Source organism: Rhizobium sp. YJ-22 (assembly GCF_029601685.1).
In the GTDB taxonomy this organism is placed as follows: domain Bacteria; phylum Pseudomonadota; class Alphaproteobacteria; order Rhizobiales; family Rhizobiaceae; genus Metarhizobium.
In genome coordinates this window covers 278,844-297,272 of record NZ_JARRIR010000003.1, presented here as the reverse complement: position 1 = coordinate 297,272, position 18,429 = coordinate 278,844, and the positions used below count along the sequence as shown (strand labels likewise).

Sequence of the window (18,429 nt, the reverse complement as noted above, 5' to 3'; positions counted from 1 at the left end):
TTCGTTTCAGGGGCGGGGCGGGACGATGCCCCAGCCGATATTGCTGCCGCCATCAGAATTGTAGCGAGTGTTCGCGCGATTGACATCGGTGATCGCCTCCGGCGGATTGCCCGCGCCCCAATCCTGCCCCTCGACGATGCCGACCGAGCCGCCGTCATTGGCGAGCAGCACCACATGCGAGCCGCGCCCACCGGAATAGCCGATGCCGACCACCGCCATGGTGCCGTCGCCGCCAGCGCGCACGGCGTCGAAGGCGCTCTGGAAATCCGAGCCCCAGGTCAAAGTCGTGCCGAAGCGCTGCTCGATCTGCGGAAAGGTGCCGTCCTGGCCGGCGGGGGCGGCGGCATCCGGGTCGCTGCCGTTGAGACGGGCGGCGGCGGCATCGATGATATTGCCGCAATTGATGGTGCTGTTTGCCGGATTGATGTCGGCGACCGCACTCGCCAGCCCATGGCCGCCGCCACCGGTTTCGCCGATCAGCACGCTCGGCAAGCCGGCGGTGATGACGCCGCCATGCGCCGTCGCATCGCCGATGCGGGCGGCGAACTGGTTGCCGATCAACACCCCCATCGAGCCCTCGACGATGGCATCCGGCGGGCCGACACAGATGCACATGTCGCCCACCCGGGCCGCCGGCTGGTTGCCGACCATGACAGGCGGATAGCAGGGCGGCATGATCGGCCCGCCGACATGGGGAATGGGCGGCGTGCCGGGCGTCGCCAGCGGGCAGGTATGCATGTCCCCCAGTCTGGCCGCCGGTTTCATGGGCAGGTGTCCTTGCTCATCCCGGCGCTCCTATTTCTTGAAGGACCGGTCGTAACGCTTGGCGTGCGGCCCCTTGGTCTTGTCGGCTGCCTTCTTCGGCACGGGCACGCCCTGGAAGGGGGCGCCACCGCAATTGATCCGCACCATCGGCCCCTCGATCTGGATGCCGGCGGGGCTCAGCGTGATATAGCTGCCGCCGGCCTGCAGGCACATGGTGGCGCCGGCCTCGATGACGATGGCGGTGCCGGCCTTGAGGTAATAGCTGGCGCCGACATGGACATGCTGCGCCCTGGCGACATCGATGCTGGAACTGCCGCCGACCGAGAGGCTGTCATCCTTGCCGATGTTTTGCGCACGGTCGCTGCCGACCGTCAGGTGATAGCTTGCGCCGATCGCCTCGCGAAAATTCGAGCCGACCGTCACATCCTTCTCGCCGCCCACGGTTTCGGAATCCGAGGCGCCGATGGTGGTGTCGCGGCTCGCCCCGACGGCGTGGGTTTCCTGCGACCCGACCACGGTGTTCATGTATTTCTGGGCATGGACCCAGATTTCCTCCTCGCCGCTCTCGTCCTCGAAGCGGACCTCGTTGAAGCCGCTGCCGCGATGGGTCGAGCTCATGAAAACCGAGCGCGTCTTGTGGGCCGGCAGCACGTTTGGCGGCATGTTGTTGGCGTTGTAGACGCAACCGGTGACCAGCGGCCGGTCCGGGTCGCCGTCGAGGAATTCGACGATCACCTCCATGCCGACGCGCGGGATGACCATGCCGCCCCATTTGGCCGAGGCCCAGTTCTGGCTGACGCGGCAGCGGATCGAATGATCGCCTTTCCGGTCCCAGAAGAAGCGCACGAGGATGCGGCCGTATTCGTCGCAATCGATCTCCTCGCCGGAAGGGCTGACGACGAGGGCCGTCTGCGGCCCGTGGATGAGCGGCTTGCGGGTGGTTAGCGGCGGGCGGAAGGGAATGTCGCTGGCCAGCAGCTCGTATTGCCCGTCATAGCTTTCCTCGCCGCCCGCGCCGCTGCCGGAACGATAGCTTTGCGAGACGAAACTGTGCCGGGCGCGCAGCAGCACATATTCGGTATCGTAGCTCGGCACCGGATGGTCGGTCAGCGTGACGGTGTGGCCGGGGGCGAGCGTCACGCAATTGCCGGTCGCCATGCAGCGCTTGTCCAGCGCCTCCTCGGCCTGCAGCCGCCAGGTGGCGGCGGATTTGCCGTCCGGCTGCTTCTCGTAGCGGCCGGGATAGTCGTAGACTTCCTGATCGGCATGCTCGTAGGAGCCGAGGCCGGAATAATCCGCCTGCATCTGCGCATTCGGCGTCTTGAAATTATAGTCGCGCATGGTGACGCGGCCGGAGGTGAAGCGCCGCTCGGGGATCCAGTGGTCGAAACATTCCTCCATGCGCCGGTCCTGGCCCTCCAGCGGCCGATAGGGGCGGCTGCCGCCGGGCGCGGTCTCGAATTTCGAGTTGTCGTCGACCAGGATCAGCTTGTGGCTGCCTTCCTTGTGCTCGAAGAAATAGCCGATGCCGAATTCCTCCAGCAGACGCGCGACGAAGGCCATGTCGCTTTCGCGATATTGCACGCAATATTCCAGCTTCGGATAGGAGCCGCCGGTGCGATCCTCGAAATCGGAAAAACCATGCCGGCCGAACACGGCGTTGACGATGTCCTGCACGGTGGAATCGTGGAAGATGAAGCAATCGCTGCGATGCGCCAGCAGCCAGAACCACGGCCGCAGCACCAGCCGGTAGGCGTAAAAGTGATCGCGCATGCCGAGCCATTGCGTCTCGGTGAGGATGCCGTCGAACTTGCGCTGCACGCCGTTTATGCTGTTCAGCGTCAGGGTCATATGCTTGCCGAGCAGCTCGTCGAAGTCGATGTCCTCCTTCGTGCTCAGCGCTTCCACGCGGTATTCGAACAGCTCGCTCACCGCTTCGGAACCGTCGAAGCGGGAGACGACGAGGTAATCGGCCTCCTTGGTTGTGGTGAGAACCGCTGCGCGCTTCCCCTGTCGCGGCAAAACCGTCATGGTCAAAGTCTCCGGCGCCATTCCGGCCCGGAGCGCGTGCTCGAAAGCCGGCCTTCACTTTCGGATGCACTTTCGAAAAGGCCGTATCGTCGCGCGGGCGATCGCCGGTCGCCAATATTTGCCGCCATCGCAAGAAAAAAAGCAAGTCCGAAGCGGCCGATCCAAGAACGTTGTTTGCAGGCCCGGCGGTTTTATAGTGAAGTATCCTCGGGAGATCGCCCACTCGCCCCGTCATCCGGGAAGGACATGGACCATGCAGACGATCACGCTGACGATCACCAATATCGATCGCCTGCCGGATGGCGGGCCGACGAGCTATACCGCAAACGGCGGTCGCTTCGAGATCGGCCGCGATCCCTTCCGTGACTGGGCGCTGGCCGATCCGCAGCTCTATATTTCCGGCCGGCATTGCGAGATCGCGCCGGGGCCGGACGGCTATCTGCTCAACGACATCTCCCGCAACGGCACCTTCGTCAACGGCGCCCAGCAGCGGGTGAAAAGCCCCTATCTGCTGCGCGACGGCGACGTGCTGACCATCGGCACCTATGTCATCCTCGTGCGCCTGTCGCAGGCGGCCGGCTTTGCCGCTCCGCCCGTGGCCGCCGACAACCCCTGGGGGGACGACGACGAAGAGGATATCTGGGGCGCCGGCCGGCCGTCGCCTGCGCCGCCCATGAACCGGCGCGATTTCCAGCCGCCGGCGGCACGGCAGAAACTGCCGGATTTCGTCGACTCCCATATCGACATGCCCGCTGCGCGCAATGCGCCGCCCGACAATGGGTCCGTTTCGCCGGATCGCGGTGCCTTCGGGGCCTATCCGCGCCCGGGCCCAGCCGGTGGCTTGCCGCCGCAGCCGGCCATTCCCATTCCGCCGGCCGCGGAGCCGCAGGCCGATCCCTTCGCCCGCCGGCCGCCGGCCGCATCCGCCGGGCGGGAGGAACGGTTGCTCGCCGCCTTCTGCGACGGCGCGCAGCTTTCACCGCACATGCTCGCCAATCGCGATGCGGCCGAACTGTTCCGCGAAATCGGCGCGATGATGCTGACCGTGTCCGACGAGGTGGCGCAATTGTTGAAGGCACGAGCCTCGGCGCGCGCGATGGTCAAGACCGCCGACCGCACCATGATCGGCGCACAGGACAACAATCCGCTGAAATTTCTGCCGGGCGCCTCGGAAGCGCTGGAGGCCATGCTCAGCCGCGATCGCCTCGGCTATCTCGACGGCCAGCGCGCCTTCATCCAGGCCTTCGCCGACTTGAAGCGCCACGAAATGGCCACCTATGCCGCCATGCAGCGGGCGCTCGCCCGCCTGCTCGACGACCTCTCGCCGGAGGCGGTGGAAGCCAAGGTTGCGCAATCGCCCTTCTCCAACCGCAAGGCCAAGGCCTGGGAAACCTTCGTCGCCCGCTGGGAAGCCAAGACCGAGGCCAATGCCAACGGCATGCTCGACGTCTTCCTCGCCTATTTCTCCGAAGCCTATCAGCAGATGAACGCGAAGGGGAAATGATGGCCATGACCGAAACGACAGGCTGACTCATGAGCAGCTCCGCCACCGATATCGTGTCGCTGCGCAGTGCGCGCGAGACGCTTTTCGTCGGGCCGCTTTCGGCCTTTCCGGTGCAGGCGCCGCGCGTGCTGTTGCGCGACCGGCTGTCTCTGCGCGATGCGCTGGCCGCCTTCCTGTCGCGCCCCGGCGCGGAGGAGCGGGTGCGCCCCTTCCTGCGCCGCTGGGGCATCGATACCGCCGCTGTCCGCGCCGCCGGGCGTGGAGAGCTGGCGGAGGTTCTGGCGCGCGCGGCGGGCAGCGGCGTCATCGCGGTGGCGCTGGCCGCCGATCCGGTCGTCGCCTTTTCGAAGATGACGGAAGACCTGGATGCGCGCATGGCGCAGGAAGGGACGGCCGACGATTTTCCCGGGCGGTTGCGGGTCGTCGTCAGGCTCGTGCCGGCGCATCTGGAGGGAACGGTGCGGCAGGAATTCGAGGCGCTGGCCGCAGGCGATGAACGGGCGCTGCTTGCCGGCCTTGCCGCCATGACGCTGCCGGGCGTCAGCCTTTCGATCCTCGGATCGAGCCTGTTCACCGTGCCAGGTTCGATTCTCGAAGCCATCGACCGGCTGGGCGAGGTGCTGGAGGCGGTGCGCCGCATACCCTCCGACGCGCAATTGCCGGAGCTTGCCGAAGCGGCGGCCGGGAGTCTCGCAGTGCTGTTGCGCGAGGGCGTGCTGCGCCGTCTCGTCGACGCCCGTTTCGCCGTCAAAGGCATGCCGGCGGCGGGCCGGTTCGGCAAACCGGTGCGGTGAGGGTGCTCAGCAGGCGGAGATGAACACCTTGCCATCCGGCCCGCGATAGAAACAATTGCCGGGTTGGGAGGGGGCGGGGCCGATCTTTTCCGGCTTGGGCGGGGCCATGGGAGGCGCAGGCGTGGTGGAGCAGCCGGCTATAGACAGGCAGGCCGAAAGAAACAGGATCGTCTTCGTCATGGGCTGGAAACTCCACAAAGCGATGCGGGAATTAAGGCGCATGTCGGCGCGCTTGGCAAGAGCGCAATTCTTGGCGCTGCCCATGGTGCTGTTGCTGCAAGGTCCGGCGCGAGCGGAATTTTCCGTCTGCAACCAGTCGCTGGACGTGCTCAACGTCGCCATCGGCTATGAGGAGGACGGAGAGTTCCAGACAGAGGGCTGGTGGAGCGTCGGGGCGAACCGCTGCGCCGAGGTGATCCGCAAGCCGCTCGCCAGCCGCTATGTCTATGTTTATGCGGAGGATGTCTTCGGCCAGCCGGTGACGGCGGGCTCCATTCCCTCCTGCATCGGCACCAGACGCTTCCTCATTCGCGGCACGAAGCAGTGCTGGCTGCGCGGCTACAAGCAAGCGGATTTCCTCGAGGTGGATACGCGCGAACAGGAGCGCTGGACGCTGTTTCTTAGGAACGATTGAGCACACGCCATCCATCCGCGCCTCCCGATCCCCGCACCGGATCTGCGCAGTTGAAAAAAAACTGTTTTGGAGATTTACTAAGTCAAACCGGAACAAAGCCTTTGCCGCAGGCCAAATCCTTACAAGACCTATACATGAAGCAATTCCGCAAGACGTGCGAAGATAAAGCGTAACATCGTCCCCCGGCGTCGCCACCGGCCCAAAGGACGCTGTCATGGCAGGTGCGACCGGTGTCGGGGGAGTGTGGGCAATGTCATGGTACAGCAAGGTCGTGTGGTCGGAAGGGCTTTTCCTCCATCAGCACCATTTGCAGCAGCATGACCGCTATGTCGAAAAACTCCTCGAAAACCGCGTCGGCTATATCACCCCCTATCCCTGGGGCTTCGTCGAGCTGGAGATCGACCGCGATCTCGCCCAGCAGAACAAGTTCGGCCTGCGCCGCGCCTCCGGCGTCTTCCAGGATGGCGTGCCCTTCGACATGCCGGGCAACAGCCCGCTGCCGGCCCCGGTCGATATTCCCGAGGGTTCGGAGCGGCGTATCGTCTGGATGACCATGCCGGTCGCGACGCCGAACGGCCGCGAGGTGGCGGCTGCCAATGGCGGCAACGGCAGCCGTTACACGCTCGATCTCGAAACCTTCGTCGATTCCGCCTCCGGCATGCATGTGGCGCAGGATATCGAGGTGGCGCATCCGCGCATCGAATTTTCCGTGCGCGAGACGCCGCGCCCCGGCTATCACAACCTCGCCATCGCCCGCATCGTCGAGGTGCGCGACAAGACCATCGTGCTCGACGAGCGCGTCGCCCCGCCGGTGCTCAGCTGCCACGCCCATCCGGTCACCACCGGCTGGCTGGACCGGGTGATCGGCTGGGTGGAGACAAGGCTGGAGGCGCTGTCGCGTTATGCCACCGATCCCAGTTCCGGCGGCGGGCTGCAGGCCTACGACTATTTCATGCTGCAATTGCTGAACGGTCAGGTGAACGTTCTGCGCCACAGCCGCGCCTCGAAATACCTGCATCCCGAGCGGCTTTATGTCGACCTCATCCGCTTTGCCGGGGAGCTTTCCACCTTTTCGGGAAACCGCATGGCGCCGGATTTTCCGCGCTACGACCATGATCGGCTGCATGAGGTGTTCGAGCCGATCCTCGAAATCATCCAGCGCCAGCTCAGCCTCGATATCGGCCGGGCGATCCGGCTGGATCTGACCCAGGTGCGGCCCAACGCCTTCCTCGCCAATGTCACCAATCGCAACCTGTTTCGCACGGCGCGCTTCGTGGTCGAGGTCTCGGCGGCGATGCCGCTGTCGCAGATCCAGCAGAGCTTTCCCGATCTCTGCAAGGTCGGGCCGAACACCAAGATGCGCGAGATCGTCCAGACGCATCTGCCGGGCATCGATATCGTCCACATGCCGACGCCGCCGCGCCAGATCCGCAGCATGACCGACCATGTCTATTTCTATCTCGACAAGGCCTCGCCGCTCTGGCCCGAATTCAGCACGGCGAGCGGCATCGCCATGCATTTCGCCGGCAACTGGCCGGAGCTGCAACTGGACCTCTGGGCGATAATGGACGACTGACATGGGCCAATCCGACGATCCCGACAGGCAGGGCAAGACGGTCATCCGGCCGCAGCCCGGCGGCGTGCCGCCGCCGAACGATCGCTTCGGAAACGAGTTCCGCCCGCCGCCCTCCGGCCAGAACACCACGATCATCTCGCCCGGCCCGCTTGGCGGCAATGCCGGGCAGGCCCCGGACCCGGCTTCCTTCTGGCCGGCCACCCCACGCCCGACGCCGACGCCCGCGCCGCCGGCCAGCGGCGACGATCCCTTCGGCGGCAACTGGATGTCGCCGGAATTTCCGCCCGCCCAACCGGTCGCCCCACCGCAAAACCGCCGGCGCATTCCGCTGAACATCGCGCTCGGCGCCCGCGCCAATCCCGGCATCAAATCCGCCAATCCTATCACGCAGGCGGCGGCACCCTTGCTCATCCTGCTCGGCCGTCTGCGGCAGATGGTGGTGGACATGGATGCGGTGCCGCTGATGCAGCATGTGGCGCGCGCCATCCAGGACTTCGAAAAGACCATCCTCGCGGCCGGCGTGCCGGAGGACCAGGCGACGATCGCCAAATACGCGCTCTGCGCCACCGCCGACGATATCGTCCAGAACCTGCCGGGCACGGAAAAGCATCTCTGGCTGCAATACAGCATGCTGGCGCAGTTCTTCGGGGTGCGCACTTCCGGCACCGGCTTCTTCGACAAGATCCGCCAGCTCAGCACCAATCCGACCGTCTATTACAGCCTGCTGGAGCTGATCCATGCCTGCCTGTCGCTGGGCTTCGAGGGGCAGTATCGCAGTGCCAAGGGCGGCGATATCGAGCTGCAGCGGGTGCGCCGCGATGTGTTCATGACGCTGCGCACCGTGCGGCCGGGGGCGGCGGCGGATATTTCTCCGCGCTGGCGCGGCAACGAGATCCGCGTGCGCGGGTTGGCGGACGGCATTCCGCTGTGGGCGATTGCCGGCGTCTTCCTCGCCCTCGTCGCCGGGCTGTATCTGCTGCTGCGCATCCTGCTCGGCGGCGATGCCGATGCGGCGGCCGGCACGCTGGTGCGCCTGCATCCGTCCGGTCCCATCGAGATCAGCCGCTCCGCCTTCGTGCCGCTGCCCGATCCCGAGCCGTCGCTGGCGGTGACGACGCAGCTACAGCGCATTCGCGGCGTACTGGCGCCGGAGATCGACAAGGATCTGGTGGCGGTCGAGCCGGTCGGCGATTCCATCGTCGTGCGCATCAACAACCTGCTGCTGTTCGAGTCCGGCAGCGCCGACGTCAAGCCGGATTTCGAGCAACTGGCGCAGCGCATTGGTGCTGCGTTGAACAAGGAGCCCGGCCAGATCCATATCGTCGGCCATACCGACAATGTGAAGCCGAAGGCATCGAGCCGGTTCAAGTCGAATTTCGACCTGTCGGTGAAGCGGGCGCAGGCGGTGGCCGATGTGCTCGCCAAGCATCTCGACGATGCCGCCCACCTCGACGTCGCCGGCCGGGGCGAGGACCAGCCGGTAGAGCCCAACGACACGGCGGAAGGCCGCGCCAAAAACCGCCGCGTCGAGCTTGCCATACCCAAGGAAGAAACGCTGATCAACAATCCCTAACCGCTGAAAGCCCGGGACCGCATGCGTGACAAGGCGTTGAAAATAGCAATCTATGGATTCAGCGCGCTGGCGGTCGTGCTGGTGTCGCTGGTCGTATGGTTCGTCGCGCCGATGCTGGTCATCGCCGATATCGCGCCCTTCGACAGCGCGCTGGTGCGGCTGTCGATCATCCTCGTTCTCTGGCTCGTGTTTCTCGGCATTCTCTTCTGGCGCTACCGCCGCCACCGCAAGGCCGAGCGGGCGCTGGAGGCGGCTGTGGTGGCGCAGGACAGCGTCACCGACGACAGCGACCAGCTTTCCGAGCGCATGACGGAAGCGCTGACGACACTGCGCAAAACCTTTCCGGGCCGCAATTTCCTCTATGAGCTACCCTGGTATGTGATCATCGGCCCGCCCGGCACCGGCAAGACGACGGCGCTGGTCAATTCCGGCCTGAAATTCCCGCTCTCCACCGAAGGCGGCAAGGCGGCCATCGCCGGTGCCGGCGGCACGCGCTATTGCGACTGGTGGTTTGCCGAGGATGCGGTGCTGATCGACACCGCCGGCCGCTACACGACGCAGGATTCCGACGAGAAATCCGACCGCAAGAGCTGGCTGTCCTTCCTGTCGCTGTTGAAGGCGCAGCGCCCCAAACAGCCGATCAACGGCGTCATCATCGCCATCAGCCTCGAAGACATCATGACGCTGAAGCCGGAGGAGCTGAACGCCCATGCGAGTGCCATCCGCAAGCGGCTGCTGGAATTGAACGCCGAGCTGAAAGTGGATTTCCCCGTCTATGCGCTGTTCACCAAGGCGGATCTGATCGCCGGCTTCAACGAATATTTCGGCTCCTTCCCCGAGGATCGCCGCCGGCAGGTCTGGGGCGCGACCTTCCAGACCGAGGACCGCAAGAAGAATTTCGTCGAGCGCGTGCCCGGCGAAATCGACGACCTCGTCATGCGGCTGACCGAGGAGACCGCCGAGCACCTGCAGTCCGAACCCGACCCGATGGCGCGCATCCTCGCCTTCGGTTTCCCGGCGCAGATCGCGGCGCTGCGCGAGCCGGTGTCGCAATTCCTCTCGGCGATCTTCGAGCCAACGCGCTACCATTCCAGCGCGCAATTGCGCGGCTTCTATTTCTCCTCCGGCACCCAGCAGGGAACGCCCATCGACCAGATGCTCGGCGCGATGGAGACGAGTTTCGGCGCCGCCGGCACCGGCTTCATGTCCGGCAAGGGCAAGAGCTATTTCATCCACGACCTGATGACCAAGGTCATCTTCCCCGAGGCCGGCTGGGTGTCGCGCGATCTCGGCGCCATCCGCCGCGCCGCGACGCTCCGCTACGGCGCGATTGCGGCGATGACGCTGATCACCGTGGCGCTGTCGTCGCTCTGGCTGTGGAGCTACATGCAGAACCGGCAACTGGTCACCAGCGCCAATGCGGCGGTCGCCGAATACCGCACCATCGGCGGGCTGGCGCTGAATGCCGAGCCTGTCGCCGACACCGATCTCGACAAGGTCGTCGACCTTCTTCACAAGCTGCGTTACATGGAAACCGGTTATGCCAATCGAGACGTGGCCGCCCCATGGTCGGAAGGATTTGGGCTCAGCCAGCGCGCCCGCCTGTCCTCGGCCGGCGAGGAGGCCTATCGGCAGGCGCTGGAGCGCGTGCTGCGTTCGCGCCTCATCCTGCGGCTGGAAAAGCAGATCGAGACCAATATCAACGATCCGCTCGTCATCTACGAGGCGCTGAAAGTCTACCTCATGCTCGGCGGAAAGGCGCCGAAGACCGACGACGATCTGATCGTCACCTGGATGCGCGACGACTGGGTCAACAATCTCTATCCCGGCGCCGGCAACAAGCCGGTGCGCGACGAGCTGGAGCAGCATCTGCTGGCGATGCTGGCGCTGGGCAAGGTCCACAATCCCGAAATCGAGCTGAACGGCACGCTGGTGCAGGCGGCGCAGAAGACGCTGACGCGCATGAGCCTCGCCGACCGCGCCTATACGCTGATCAAGACCGCCGGCCTCACCGAGCCGCTGGAACCCTGGAGCCTCGATGCCCGCGGCGGGGCGGAAACCGACGCCGTGTTCGAGACGCTGGACGGCAAGCCGCTGGAAAGCATCGAGGTATCAGGCCTGTTCACCTATGCCGGCTTCCACGATTACTTTTTGGAACAGCTCGGCATCGTCGCCGACAAGATGCTGGCCGAGCAATGGGTCTTGGGCGAATTCGCCCAGCAGGAGGCGGTGGAATCGCAATTCTCCAAGCTCGGGCCGGAGCTGCTGGAACGCTATCGCCGCGACTTCATCGCCGCCTGGGATGGCGCGCTCGGCTCCTTCCGCCTGAAGCGCATGTCGGCAGACAAGCCGGATTACGTGGCGTTGCAGATCGCCTCCGGGCCGCTGTCGCCGATCCGCGCCGTGTTCGAATCGATTGCCGCCGAGACCAAGCTGACGCAGGAGCGCGCGCCGCCGCCGGCCACCGACAATGGCGACGCCGCCCTTGGAGAAATCGCCGAACAAGCCAAGAAACTGGCGCTCCAGCGCGTCCAGAGCCGCGCCTCCGGCTGGTCGCGCATCGGCATAGATGCCGCGCTGACCAAGTCGCAGAACCGCATGGGCAGCGCCGGCGGCGCGCCCGTCGTACCCGGCGCCAATATCGAGGCCTATTTCCGCCCCTATCACCAACTCGTCGAGGGCGAGCCGGGGCGCAGGGCCATCGACCTCTTGATCGCCAATCTCAACGAGATCACCCAGAGCCTGATCCTCGCCAACAACCCCTCGCAGACGCAGCGCGCCATGGCCAACCTGCCGATGCAGATCGCCAGCCTGAAATCCAACGTCTCGCGCCTGCCGCCGCCCTTGGCGCGGATGATGCAGAGCGCCGTCAGCGATTTCGAGGGCGATGCAGCAGGTTCCACCATCGACCAGCTCAACCAGGAAATGAATTCGCTGGTCACCCGCGCCTGCCAGAGCGTCATCGCCAATCGCTACCCCTTCGCCCGCGACAGCAATCGCGACGTGCCGCTGGCCGAATTCACCAAACTCTTCGGCCCGGGCGGCGTCATCGACAAGTTCTTCAGCGAGAAATTGTCGCCGCTGGTCGATATGGCGCCGGGCGGCTGGGACTGGAAGCAGGGCGAGCGCGTCGGCCAGGATCTCTCCAAGGCGACGCTGCGCGAATTTCAGCGGGCGGCGGAGATCCGCGATGCCTTCTTCCCGGCGGGCTCGCCGATGCTGGCGCTGCAAATGGTGGTCAAGCCGCAGACGCTCTCCGGCAATGCCGATTTCGCGCTGCTGGAGGTCAACGGCACCGTCATCCAGTCGCAGCAGGTCGGCAACGCGCCCGTCAATCTCACCTGGCCGGGCACCGGCGCCGGTTCGGCCAGCATCTCGATCTTTCCGGAAATGGCCGGCCGCACCTCGAACATTGCCGCGAGCGGCCCCTGGGCCTTGCTGCGGCTCCTGACCATGGGCAGCGTTTCGGCCGGCGGCGACGGGCTCGGCGCCCGCTTCGTCATCGGCGGGCGCGAGGTCTCCTATCGCATCGAGCTGGGGCAGGTCAGCAATCCCTTCCTGCTGCCCGCGCTTTCCGAATTCAAATGCCCGGCGGGGTTATAGCCATGCCCGTCGGTCTCTTCGGCAAATATCCGGCCAAGCGGGACTTTCTGGCGCTCAACCTGCCGAAGGGGGTGGTGACGGTGCTGGAAACCTGGCTGCAAAAGGCGGTGGCGATCAGCCGCGAGCGGCTGGGGCGGCAATGGCTGAGCTATTATTCCGTCCATCCCATCTGGAATTTTCGCCTCGGCGAAGACATCGCCGGGGCCGATTGCCTCGGGGCGCTGATGCCCTCGGTCGATGGCGTCGGGCGGTATTTTCCTCTCTGCCTCGTGGCGCACGCGCCGCCCGGCCTGTCCTTTCCGCTGTTCGAGGAAATCTCGGGGGAGTGGATCGAGGCGTTGCATGCAAGGCTGCTCTCGGCGCTGGCGGAAGGCGAGGGGCCGGAGCCCGAAGCGCTGATGGCCGGTCTCGAAGACCCGCTGGCGGCGATGACCGGCCAGGGTGTGGAAACCATACCCGGCGGCTATCGGCAGGCCTTGCCTGAAGGGCCGGAGGCATTCGCGCGCTTCGCGGCGCTGGAAATGCGCGCGGCGGCGCGCGGGCGTTGCCTGTTCTGGACGCGCGGCGGCCAATATGTGCCGGCGCAGCTTCTCTCCATGCAAGGGCTGCCCGATCCCGCGCTCTATGGCGATATGATCGTCGGAGGGTCGTCGTGATGGCCGGGCCGCTGTTTCGCCTCGATACGGAGGTGCTGTCGCATGTCGGCATGGTGCGACAGCTCAACGAGGACCGCGCCTATGCCGATCCCGTCAACGGCGTCTGGGTGGTGGCGGATGGCATGGGCGGCCATTCGGCCGGCGATTTCGCCAGCGAGACCGTTCTGCGGCATTTGCAGGCCGGCGCCTTCGACGCGGGTTCCGCCGTCGATCTCGAAGCCGCCTTCCGCGCCGCCATCCTCGATGCCAATGCCGAGATCCACGCCGCCGCGCTTCAGCGCGGCCAGACCATCGGCACGACGGTGGTCGGCCTGCTCGCCTTCGGCAAGGTCTATCGCTGCTACTGGTCCGGTGACAGCCGCGCCTATCTGCTGCGCGGCGACATGCTGGCCAAGCTGACGCGCGACCATTCCGAAGTGCAGGATCTGATCGACCGCGGCTTGCTGAGCGAGGAGGAGGCGAAGACCTATCCGCGCCGCAACGCCATCACCCATGCCATCGGCATCGGGCAGGACGCTTATCTCGATTATGCCGATGGCGACGTGCAGGCCGGCGATGTCTTCCTCTTGTGCAGCGACGGGCTGACGGCGCATCTCGACGATCTCGAAATCGGCCAGATCATGACCGGCCGCCCGGCGCGCGACATCTGCCAGGAACTGGTGGACACGGCACTGCAGCGCGGCGGCAGCGACAATGTCACGGTCAATGTCGTGCGCTTCCTCGATGCCGGAACCGAGGCGGGGTGGGCGTGATGGCGGAGGACATCCCGGCCAAGGTTGGCCCCGGCACGACGCTGAACGGCATGTTCGTCATCGACGAAAGGCTGGCGGCGGGAGGCATGGGCGAGGTTTATCGCGGCCGCAACATCGCCACCGGCGATCCCGTCGCCATCAAGGTGGTGCTGGCGGAACTGGCCAGGGACGAGACGGTCGTCGGCCTGTTCTTCAAGGAAGCCAAGGTGCTGAATACGCTGCATCACCCGGCCATCGTCCGCTACAGCGTCTTCGGCATCGATCCGGTGGTGCAGCGGCCCTATCTGGTAATGGAATATGTCGATGGCCCGTCGCTGGCCGGCGTCATCGACGGCCAGCCGATGGCGAGCGGCGATGCCCGCATTCTGCTCGCGCAAGTCGCCTCGGCGCTGGATGCGGCGCACAAGGCCGGCGTCATCCACCGCGATATTTCGCCCGACAACATCATCCTGCCCGGCGGCCGGGTGGGGGCGGCGAAGATCATCGATTTCGGCATCGCCCGCGCCACCAATATCGGCGCCGGCACCCTGCTCGGCGGCAAGTTCGCCGGCAAATACAATTTTGTCTCGCCCGAGCAGCTCGGCCTTTTCGGCGGCGAGGTCACCGAGGTCTCGGATGTCTACAGCCTCGCCTTGGTGATGGTGAACGCGTTGCGCGGAACCCCCGTCGACATGAACGGCACGCCGCTTGAGGTGATCGAAAAACGCCGCAGCATCCCCGATCTTTCCGACATCGACGCCACACTGCGCCCGTTGCTGGAGCTCATGCTGCAGCCCGATCCTGCCGCGCGGACGATCTCCATGGCCGAAATCGCAGACTGGCTGCGCTCCGGCGAGGAGACGCTGCCGCACGCCACGCGCCCGCCGACCACCGCCTTCCCCCGCGAAACCTTGCCGCCGACCTCCTCGACCGTGCCCCCCACGCCGACGGCACCGCCGCCCGCCGCTGCGTTGTCGTCGCGGCCGCCGGTGGAACCGACCGTCGTTGCGCCGCAGACCGGTCGCTGGCCTGCGGACGAAAGCTGGCCCGAGGACGACCGATCCTCCGAGCCTTGGCGCGACGAACCCGTCGTATTGCCGCCGGTACCGGAGCACGATCCGCTCGCCCATATCCGCATCGAATCCGGCCCGGCCGAACCGCCGCCAATCGTGCCGCCGAAACCGCAGGCCAAAGGCCGCTCGCGCCTGCCGCTGTATGGCCTGCTCGCCCTGTTGTTACTTGCCGGGGCCGGAGCCGGCGCGCTCTATAGCCTCGGCTATTTCAGCGGCCCGCCAAAACAGCTTGCGGAAACCCCGCAGGAGGACTCGTCTCCCGACATGCAGCCGGTTATCGCGGAAAAAAACGAGGTGCCGTCGATCGAGGCCGCCCCCGCCGAACCGCCGACGCCCGGCGTCACACAAAAGAACGAGGAACGGCTGGACAAGACTCCGACCGAGATCGTCGCCGCGCCGCCTGGACCGCCGCCAACCTTGCCGACCTTGCCTGCCCCGGAACCGGTGACGCCGACGCCTTCCGCGCAGGCGGAGACCCCGCCCGCGCCCGAGCCGCAATCGGCGATGGTGACGCCGGAGACGGTCCCCCCGATCGCGCCGCAGCCGGAATCGCCGGTATCCGCGCCCGAGATCGTCGCCACCGCACCTGAAGAACCGGATATCTCCGACCTGCCGCTCAAACCCATTCCCGACAAGCCGGTCGCGGAGGTGCAACCGCTGCCGGAGCCGGAGGTCGCGACGCCGATCCAGACCCCTAAATCTCCACCGCCGAAAGAGGTCGCGGTCATTCCGCCCAAGGAAAAAACCGTCATTCCGGAGGCGCTGCCGCAGACCGGGCAGGGCAGCGCTCCCGAACCATCGGTCAGCCCCATCGACAAGCGTCTGGCCTGGCTCAGCGCCTTCGATGGCGGCGGCTGTTTCTTTGCGGATGCGGTGACGAGCTCGCCGAACACCATCGAAATCGAGGGCATGGCCGCCAGCGCCGCGCCCTTCGACACGCTCGATACCGGCTTCACCAAGGCGTTCGGCTACGCCCCCGATATCCAGGGCCGACAGATCGCCGAGACCCAATGCGGCGTGGCGAGCTTTCTCAGCGGGCTATCGCGGCAAAGGCCGTCCAGCCTGTCGATCACGCTGGAAAAGGACGAATTGAAGAACGGCGATGCGTTGAAGGGCGCGCTCGGCAACCTGACGAAAAAGGTGATCGTGCTTTATCTCGTCGACAATGACGGCATCGTCTACCGGCTGGATTCGCTGCTGCAGCGCAGCGGCAGCCACGGCTCCTTCACGGTGGAGCGCATCGAGCAGCCGGAGAGCGAGCCACGGCCGCAACTGGTGCTGGCGCTATCAAGCGATGCGCCGATCCCCGGCAGCCAGATCGACGAACCTGCCGAAAACGCCGCGTTTCTGCAAAGGCTCGGGCGGACGATTGCGGAAGGTCGCATCGATGTCGATTACGGCTTCGCCTTCTTCCTGCTCGGCGGCCAATGAGCCTCAGGAAACGCGACGCCTTGCGACGTTGAAACCGAGCTTGTCGGAAATCTCATGCGCGGCGGCAAGCAGGCTGTCGAGATAGTGGTCGCGATTGCGCAGCCCGTCCTCGCGCGGGGTGACCAGGCAAAGCGTGGCGATGCAAGCGCCATCGGCCTGATACACCGGCACGGCGAAGCAATGGGTAAAATTCTCCACCTCGCTGTTGAAGGTGAAATAGCCGTCGCGGGTAGCACTGCGCACCTCGGCGATGAATTCGGCCGGATCGAGCCGGCGGCCGCTCGGCAATACGAAATCTTCCGGCGGGATAAGGGCGAGGATCTCCGCATCCGGGAGATGCGAGACCAGGAGACGGCCCGACGCCGTCCAGGGAATGGAGACGAGTTCGCCGACATTGGAGGAAATACGGAACGGGCGGATGCCCTCGCGCATCATCGCCACGGTGTATTTGTTGCCTTCGAGCAGGCACATCTGCGCCGTTTCACGAGTCTCCTCGGCAAGGCGAACCAGCATGCGGTCGCATTCGCGCATCAGGTCGAACTGTTCGGCATAGGCGGTGCCGAGATAGTAAAGACGGCGGCCGAGATAGACCCGGCCGTCGCCGCCCTGATAATCAAGCATGCCCTGAGCGAGCAGCAGGTTGACGAGTTCATAGACCGAGGAGCGCGGCGCGCCGATTTCCGAGGCGATCTCGTTCGGGCGCATCGGCTGGCGCTTCACACGCAGGAATTCGAGGATCTCGAACGCGCGATCCAGTCCCCGCATACGTCGCGATATGGTATCGCCGGCCTCGGCCATGCTGCCTCCAGAAGTGTTTACGCCCTGTCCGCGCGATACGCCACGCAATCGACCTCGACCTTGCAGTCGACCATCATATGCGATTGCACGCAAGCACGGGCCGGTGCGTTGCCCTTGAAATACTCGGCATAAACGCCGTTGAAGCTCCAGAAGTCGCGGGGGTCGTCGAGCCAGACGCCGACGCGCACCACATCCTCCACGCCGTAGCCGGCTTCATGCAGGATGGCAATCATGTTCTCGATGGCCTTGCGGCTCTGGGTGACGATGCCGCCGGGAATGATCTCGCCCTTTTCCATCGGCACCTGGCCGGAGACATAGAGCCAGCCTGCGGCCTCGGTCGCCCGGGCAAAGGGCAGCGGCTGTCCGCCGGCCCCGGTTTCACCGCCGCCGTAACGCTTGATCGTCATATGCTTTCTCTTTCTCTATCTATCGCATTTTCCGGACGGAAACCGCTTCACACTTTTCCTGGAAATGCTTCAGTTGAAGCTTGAGGTCTTGAGGAATTCCGCCAGCCGCTCGGTCTTCGGCTTGACGAACATTTCCCTGGGGTCGCCCTCCTCGCAGATGACGCCCTGGTTCATGAAGATCACCCGCGAGGAAACCTCGTAGGCGAAGCGCATTTCATGGGTGACGAGCAGCATGGTCATGCCGTCCGCCGCCAGCCCCTTGATGACCTGCAGCACCTCGCCCACCAGTTCCGGATCGAGCGCCGAGGTCACTTCGTCGAACAGCATCAGCCGCGGCGACATGGCGATGGCGCGGGCGATCGCCACGCGCTGCTGCTGGCCGCCGGAGAGCTGGCCGGGATAGTGATCGGTGCGGGCGGCGAGGCCGACGCGGTCCAGCCATTTTTCGGCGATGGCGCGCGCTTCCGGCTTGGCCATCTTCTTGACCTTGATCAGGCCGAGCATGACGTTCTCGGCCGCACTCATATGCGGGAAGAGGTTGAACTGCTGGAAGGCCATGCCAGTCAGCGCGCGCTGGCGGGCGATTTCCTTCTCGCTCTTGCGGCGACGATTGACGCCGTCGACATGGTAGCCGATCTCCTCGCCGTCGAGGCTGATCGTGCCGCCCTGGAATTCCTCCAGCATGTTGATGCAGCGCAGCATGGTCGTCTTGCCGGAGCCGGACGAACCGATGATGGAAATGACCTCGCCTTCGCCGACGGCACAGTCGACGCCCTTGAGGACTTCGTTCTGGCCGTAGGTCTTGCGCAGGCCCTTGATGTCGAGAATGGTCTTGGCCATCGCGATAGCCTCC

15 protein-coding genes are annotated in these 18,429 nt (G+C 65.4%); 9 read left to right on the top strand and 6 right to left on the bottom strand.

The features are described from left to right. Nucleotides 1-6 precede the first annotated feature (6 nt). The gene (locus tag P7F60_RS09360) at nucleotides 7-765 is read right to left on the bottom strand and encodes a PAAR domain-containing protein (RefSeq protein WP_277917466.1); all 759 of its coding nucleotides are present in this window, start codon (nucleotides 763-765) and stop codon (nucleotides 7-9) included. A 30-nt stretch (nucleotides 766-795) separates the two neighbouring features. Beyond that, a complete protein-coding gene (gene tssI / locus P7F60_RS09355; protein ID WP_277917465.1) occupies nucleotides 796-2,796 on the bottom strand; it encodes a type VI secretion system tip protein TssI/VgrG in 2,001 nt (666 codons plus the stop codon). Between the two features lie 253 nt (nucleotides 2,797-3,049). Here tssI and tagH point away from each other — a divergent pair, with 253 nt between their 5' ends. Continuing rightward, on the top strand, nucleotides 3,050-4,300 hold the full coding sequence (gene tagH / locus P7F60_RS09350; protein ID WP_277917464.1) for a type VI secretion system-associated FHA domain protein TagH: 1,251 nt from the start codon (nucleotides 3,050-3,052) through the stop codon (nucleotides 4,298-4,300). Nucleotides 4,301-4,329: 29 nt separating this feature from the next. After that, nucleotides 4,330-5,094 (top strand): hypothetical protein, encoded by a 765-nt coding sequence (locus P7F60_RS09345; protein ID WP_277917463.1) that lies wholly within the window; start codon nucleotides 4,330-4,332, stop codon nucleotides 5,092-5,094. 6 nt (nucleotides 5,095-5,100) lie between these two features. Here P7F60_RS09345 and P7F60_RS09340 read toward each other — a convergent pair whose 3' ends face one another. Then, nucleotides 5,101-5,274: a hypothetical protein gene (locus tag P7F60_RS09340; protein ID WP_277917462.1), complete on the bottom strand. Its 174-nt coding sequence runs from the start codon at nucleotides 5,272-5,274 to the stop codon at nucleotides 5,101-5,103. A gap of 40 nt (nucleotides 5,275-5,314) precedes the next feature. On the opposite strand from P7F60_RS09340, the gene P7F60_RS09335 reads away from it, so the two are divergent. The 7 genes from P7F60_RS09335 (at nucleotide 5,315) to P7F60_RS09305 (ending at nucleotide 16,371) form a co-directional block, all read left to right on the top strand. Next, nucleotides 5,315-5,728 (top strand): DUF1036 domain-containing protein, encoded by a 414-nt coding sequence (locus P7F60_RS09335; RefSeq protein ID WP_277917461.1) that lies wholly within the window; start codon nucleotides 5,315-5,317, stop codon nucleotides 5,726-5,728. Nucleotides 5,729-5,978: 250 nt separating this feature from the next. Next, the gene (gene tssK / locus P7F60_RS09330) at nucleotides 5,979-7,304 is read left to right on the top strand and encodes a type VI secretion system baseplate subunit TssK (RefSeq protein WP_277917460.1); all 1,326 of its coding nucleotides are present in this window, start codon (nucleotides 5,979-5,981) and stop codon (nucleotides 7,302-7,304) included. A gap of 1 nt (nucleotide 7,305) precedes the next feature. Further along, nucleotides 7,306-8,877 carry a type VI secretion system protein TssL, long form gene (gene tssL / locus P7F60_RS09325; protein ID WP_277917459.1) on the top strand — a complete coding sequence of 524 codons (1,572 nt, stop codon included), beginning with the start codon at nucleotides 7,306-7,308 and terminating at the stop codon, nucleotides 8,875-8,877. Nucleotides 8,878-8,898: 21 nt separating this feature from the next. Continuing rightward, nucleotides 8,899-12,480: a type VI secretion system membrane subunit TssM gene (gene tssM, locus P7F60_RS09320; protein ID WP_277917458.1), complete on the top strand. Its 3,582-nt coding sequence runs from the start codon at nucleotides 8,899-8,901 to the stop codon at nucleotides 12,478-12,480. Nucleotides 12,481-12,482: 2 nt separating this feature from the next. Further along, entirely contained in the window at nucleotides 12,483-13,136 is a 654-nt protein-coding gene (gene tagF, locus P7F60_RS09315; RefSeq protein ID WP_277917457.1) for a type VI secretion system-associated protein TagF, read from the top strand. Then, a complete protein-coding gene (locus P7F60_RS09310) occupies nucleotides 13,136-13,888 on the top strand; it encodes a protein phosphatase 2C domain-containing protein (RefSeq protein ID WP_277917693.1) in 753 nt (250 codons plus the stop codon). The genes tagF and P7F60_RS09310 overlap by 1 nt, the downstream gene beginning before the upstream one ends. Continuing rightward, the gene (locus P7F60_RS09305) at nucleotides 13,888-16,371 is read left to right on the top strand and encodes a serine/threonine protein kinase (RefSeq protein WP_277917456.1); all 2,484 of its coding nucleotides are present in this window, start codon (nucleotides 13,888-13,890) and stop codon (nucleotides 16,369-16,371) included. Before P7F60_RS09310 ends, P7F60_RS09305 begins: the two co-directional genes overlap by 1 nt. Before the next feature lie 3 nt (nucleotides 16,372-16,374). Here the strand turns inward: P7F60_RS09305 and P7F60_RS09300 are convergent, their stop codons facing one another. The 3 genes from P7F60_RS09300 to P7F60_RS09290 form a co-directional block, all read right to left on the bottom strand. Beyond that, on the bottom strand, nucleotides 16,375-17,169 hold the full coding sequence (locus P7F60_RS09300) for an IclR family transcriptional regulator (RefSeq protein ID WP_277917455.1): 795 nt from the start codon (nucleotides 17,167-17,169) through the stop codon (nucleotides 16,375-16,377). Between the two features lie 17 nt (nucleotides 17,170-17,186). After that, a complete protein-coding gene (locus P7F60_RS09295) occupies nucleotides 17,187-17,576 on the bottom strand; it encodes a RidA family protein (protein ID WP_277917454.1) in 390 nt (129 codons plus the stop codon). Between the two features lie 69 nt (nucleotides 17,577-17,645). Then, nucleotides 17,646-18,416: an amino acid ABC transporter ATP-binding protein gene (locus tag P7F60_RS09290; RefSeq protein ID WP_277917453.1), complete on the bottom strand. Its 771-nt coding sequence runs from the start codon at nucleotides 18,414-18,416 to the stop codon at nucleotides 17,646-17,648. Nucleotides 18,417-18,429: the final 13 nt, after the last annotated feature.

Bases quoted from the DNA above. Each gene is read 5' to 3' on its own strand.
- tssL (WP_277917459.1), top strand. From the start codon at position 7,306: ATGGGCCAATCCGACGATCCCGACAGGCAGGGCAAGACGGTCATCCGG.
- P7F60_RS09295 (WP_277917454.1), bottom strand. From the start codon at position 17,576: ATGACGATCAAGCGTTACGGCGGCGGTGAAACCGGGGCCGGCGGACAG.
- P7F60_RS09305 (WP_277917456.1), top strand. From the start codon at position 13,888: ATGGCGGAGGACATCCCGGCCAAGGTTGGCCCCGGCACGACGCTGAAC.
- P7F60_RS09340 (WP_277917462.1), bottom strand. From the start codon at position 5,274: ATGACGAAGACGATCCTGTTTCTTTCGGCCTGCCTGTCTATAGCCGGC.
- tagH (WP_277917464.1), top strand. From the start codon at position 3,050: ATGCAGACGATCACGCTGACGATCACCAATATCGATCGCCTGCCGGAT.
- tssK (WP_277917460.1), top strand. From the start codon at position 5,979: ATGTCATGGTACAGCAAGGTCGTGTGGTCGGAAGGGCTTTTCCTCCAT.
- P7F60_RS09360 (WP_277917466.1), bottom strand. From the start codon at position 765: ATGAAACCGGCGGCCAGACTGGGGGACATGCATACCTGCCCGCTGGCG.
- P7F60_RS09300 (WP_277917455.1), bottom strand. From the start codon at position 17,169: ATGGCCGAGGCCGGCGATACCATATCGCGACGTATGCGGGGACTGGAT.
- P7F60_RS09335 (WP_277917461.1), top strand. From the start codon at position 5,315: ATGTCGGCGCGCTTGGCAAGAGCGCAATTCTTGGCGCTGCCCATGGTG.
- P7F60_RS09310 (WP_277917693.1), top strand. From the start codon at position 13,136: ATGGCCGGGCCGCTGTTTCGCCTCGATACGGAGGTGCTGTCGCATGTC.
- P7F60_RS09345 (WP_277917463.1), top strand. From the start codon at position 4,330: ATGAGCAGCTCCGCCACCGATATCGTGTCGCTGCGCAGTGCGCGCGAG.
- P7F60_RS09290 (WP_277917453.1), bottom strand. From the start codon at position 18,416: ATGGCCAAGACCATTCTCGACATCAAGGGCCTGCGCAAGACCTACGGC.
- tssM (WP_277917458.1), top strand. From the start codon at position 8,899: ATGCGTGACAAGGCGTTGAAAATAGCAATCTATGGATTCAGCGCGCTG.
- tssI (WP_277917465.1), bottom strand. From the start codon at position 2,796: ATGACGGTTTTGCCGCGACAGGGGAAGCGCGCAGCGGTTCTCACCACA.
- tagF (WP_277917457.1), top strand. From the start codon at position 12,483: ATGCCCGTCGGTCTCTTCGGCAAATATCCGGCCAAGCGGGACTTTCTG.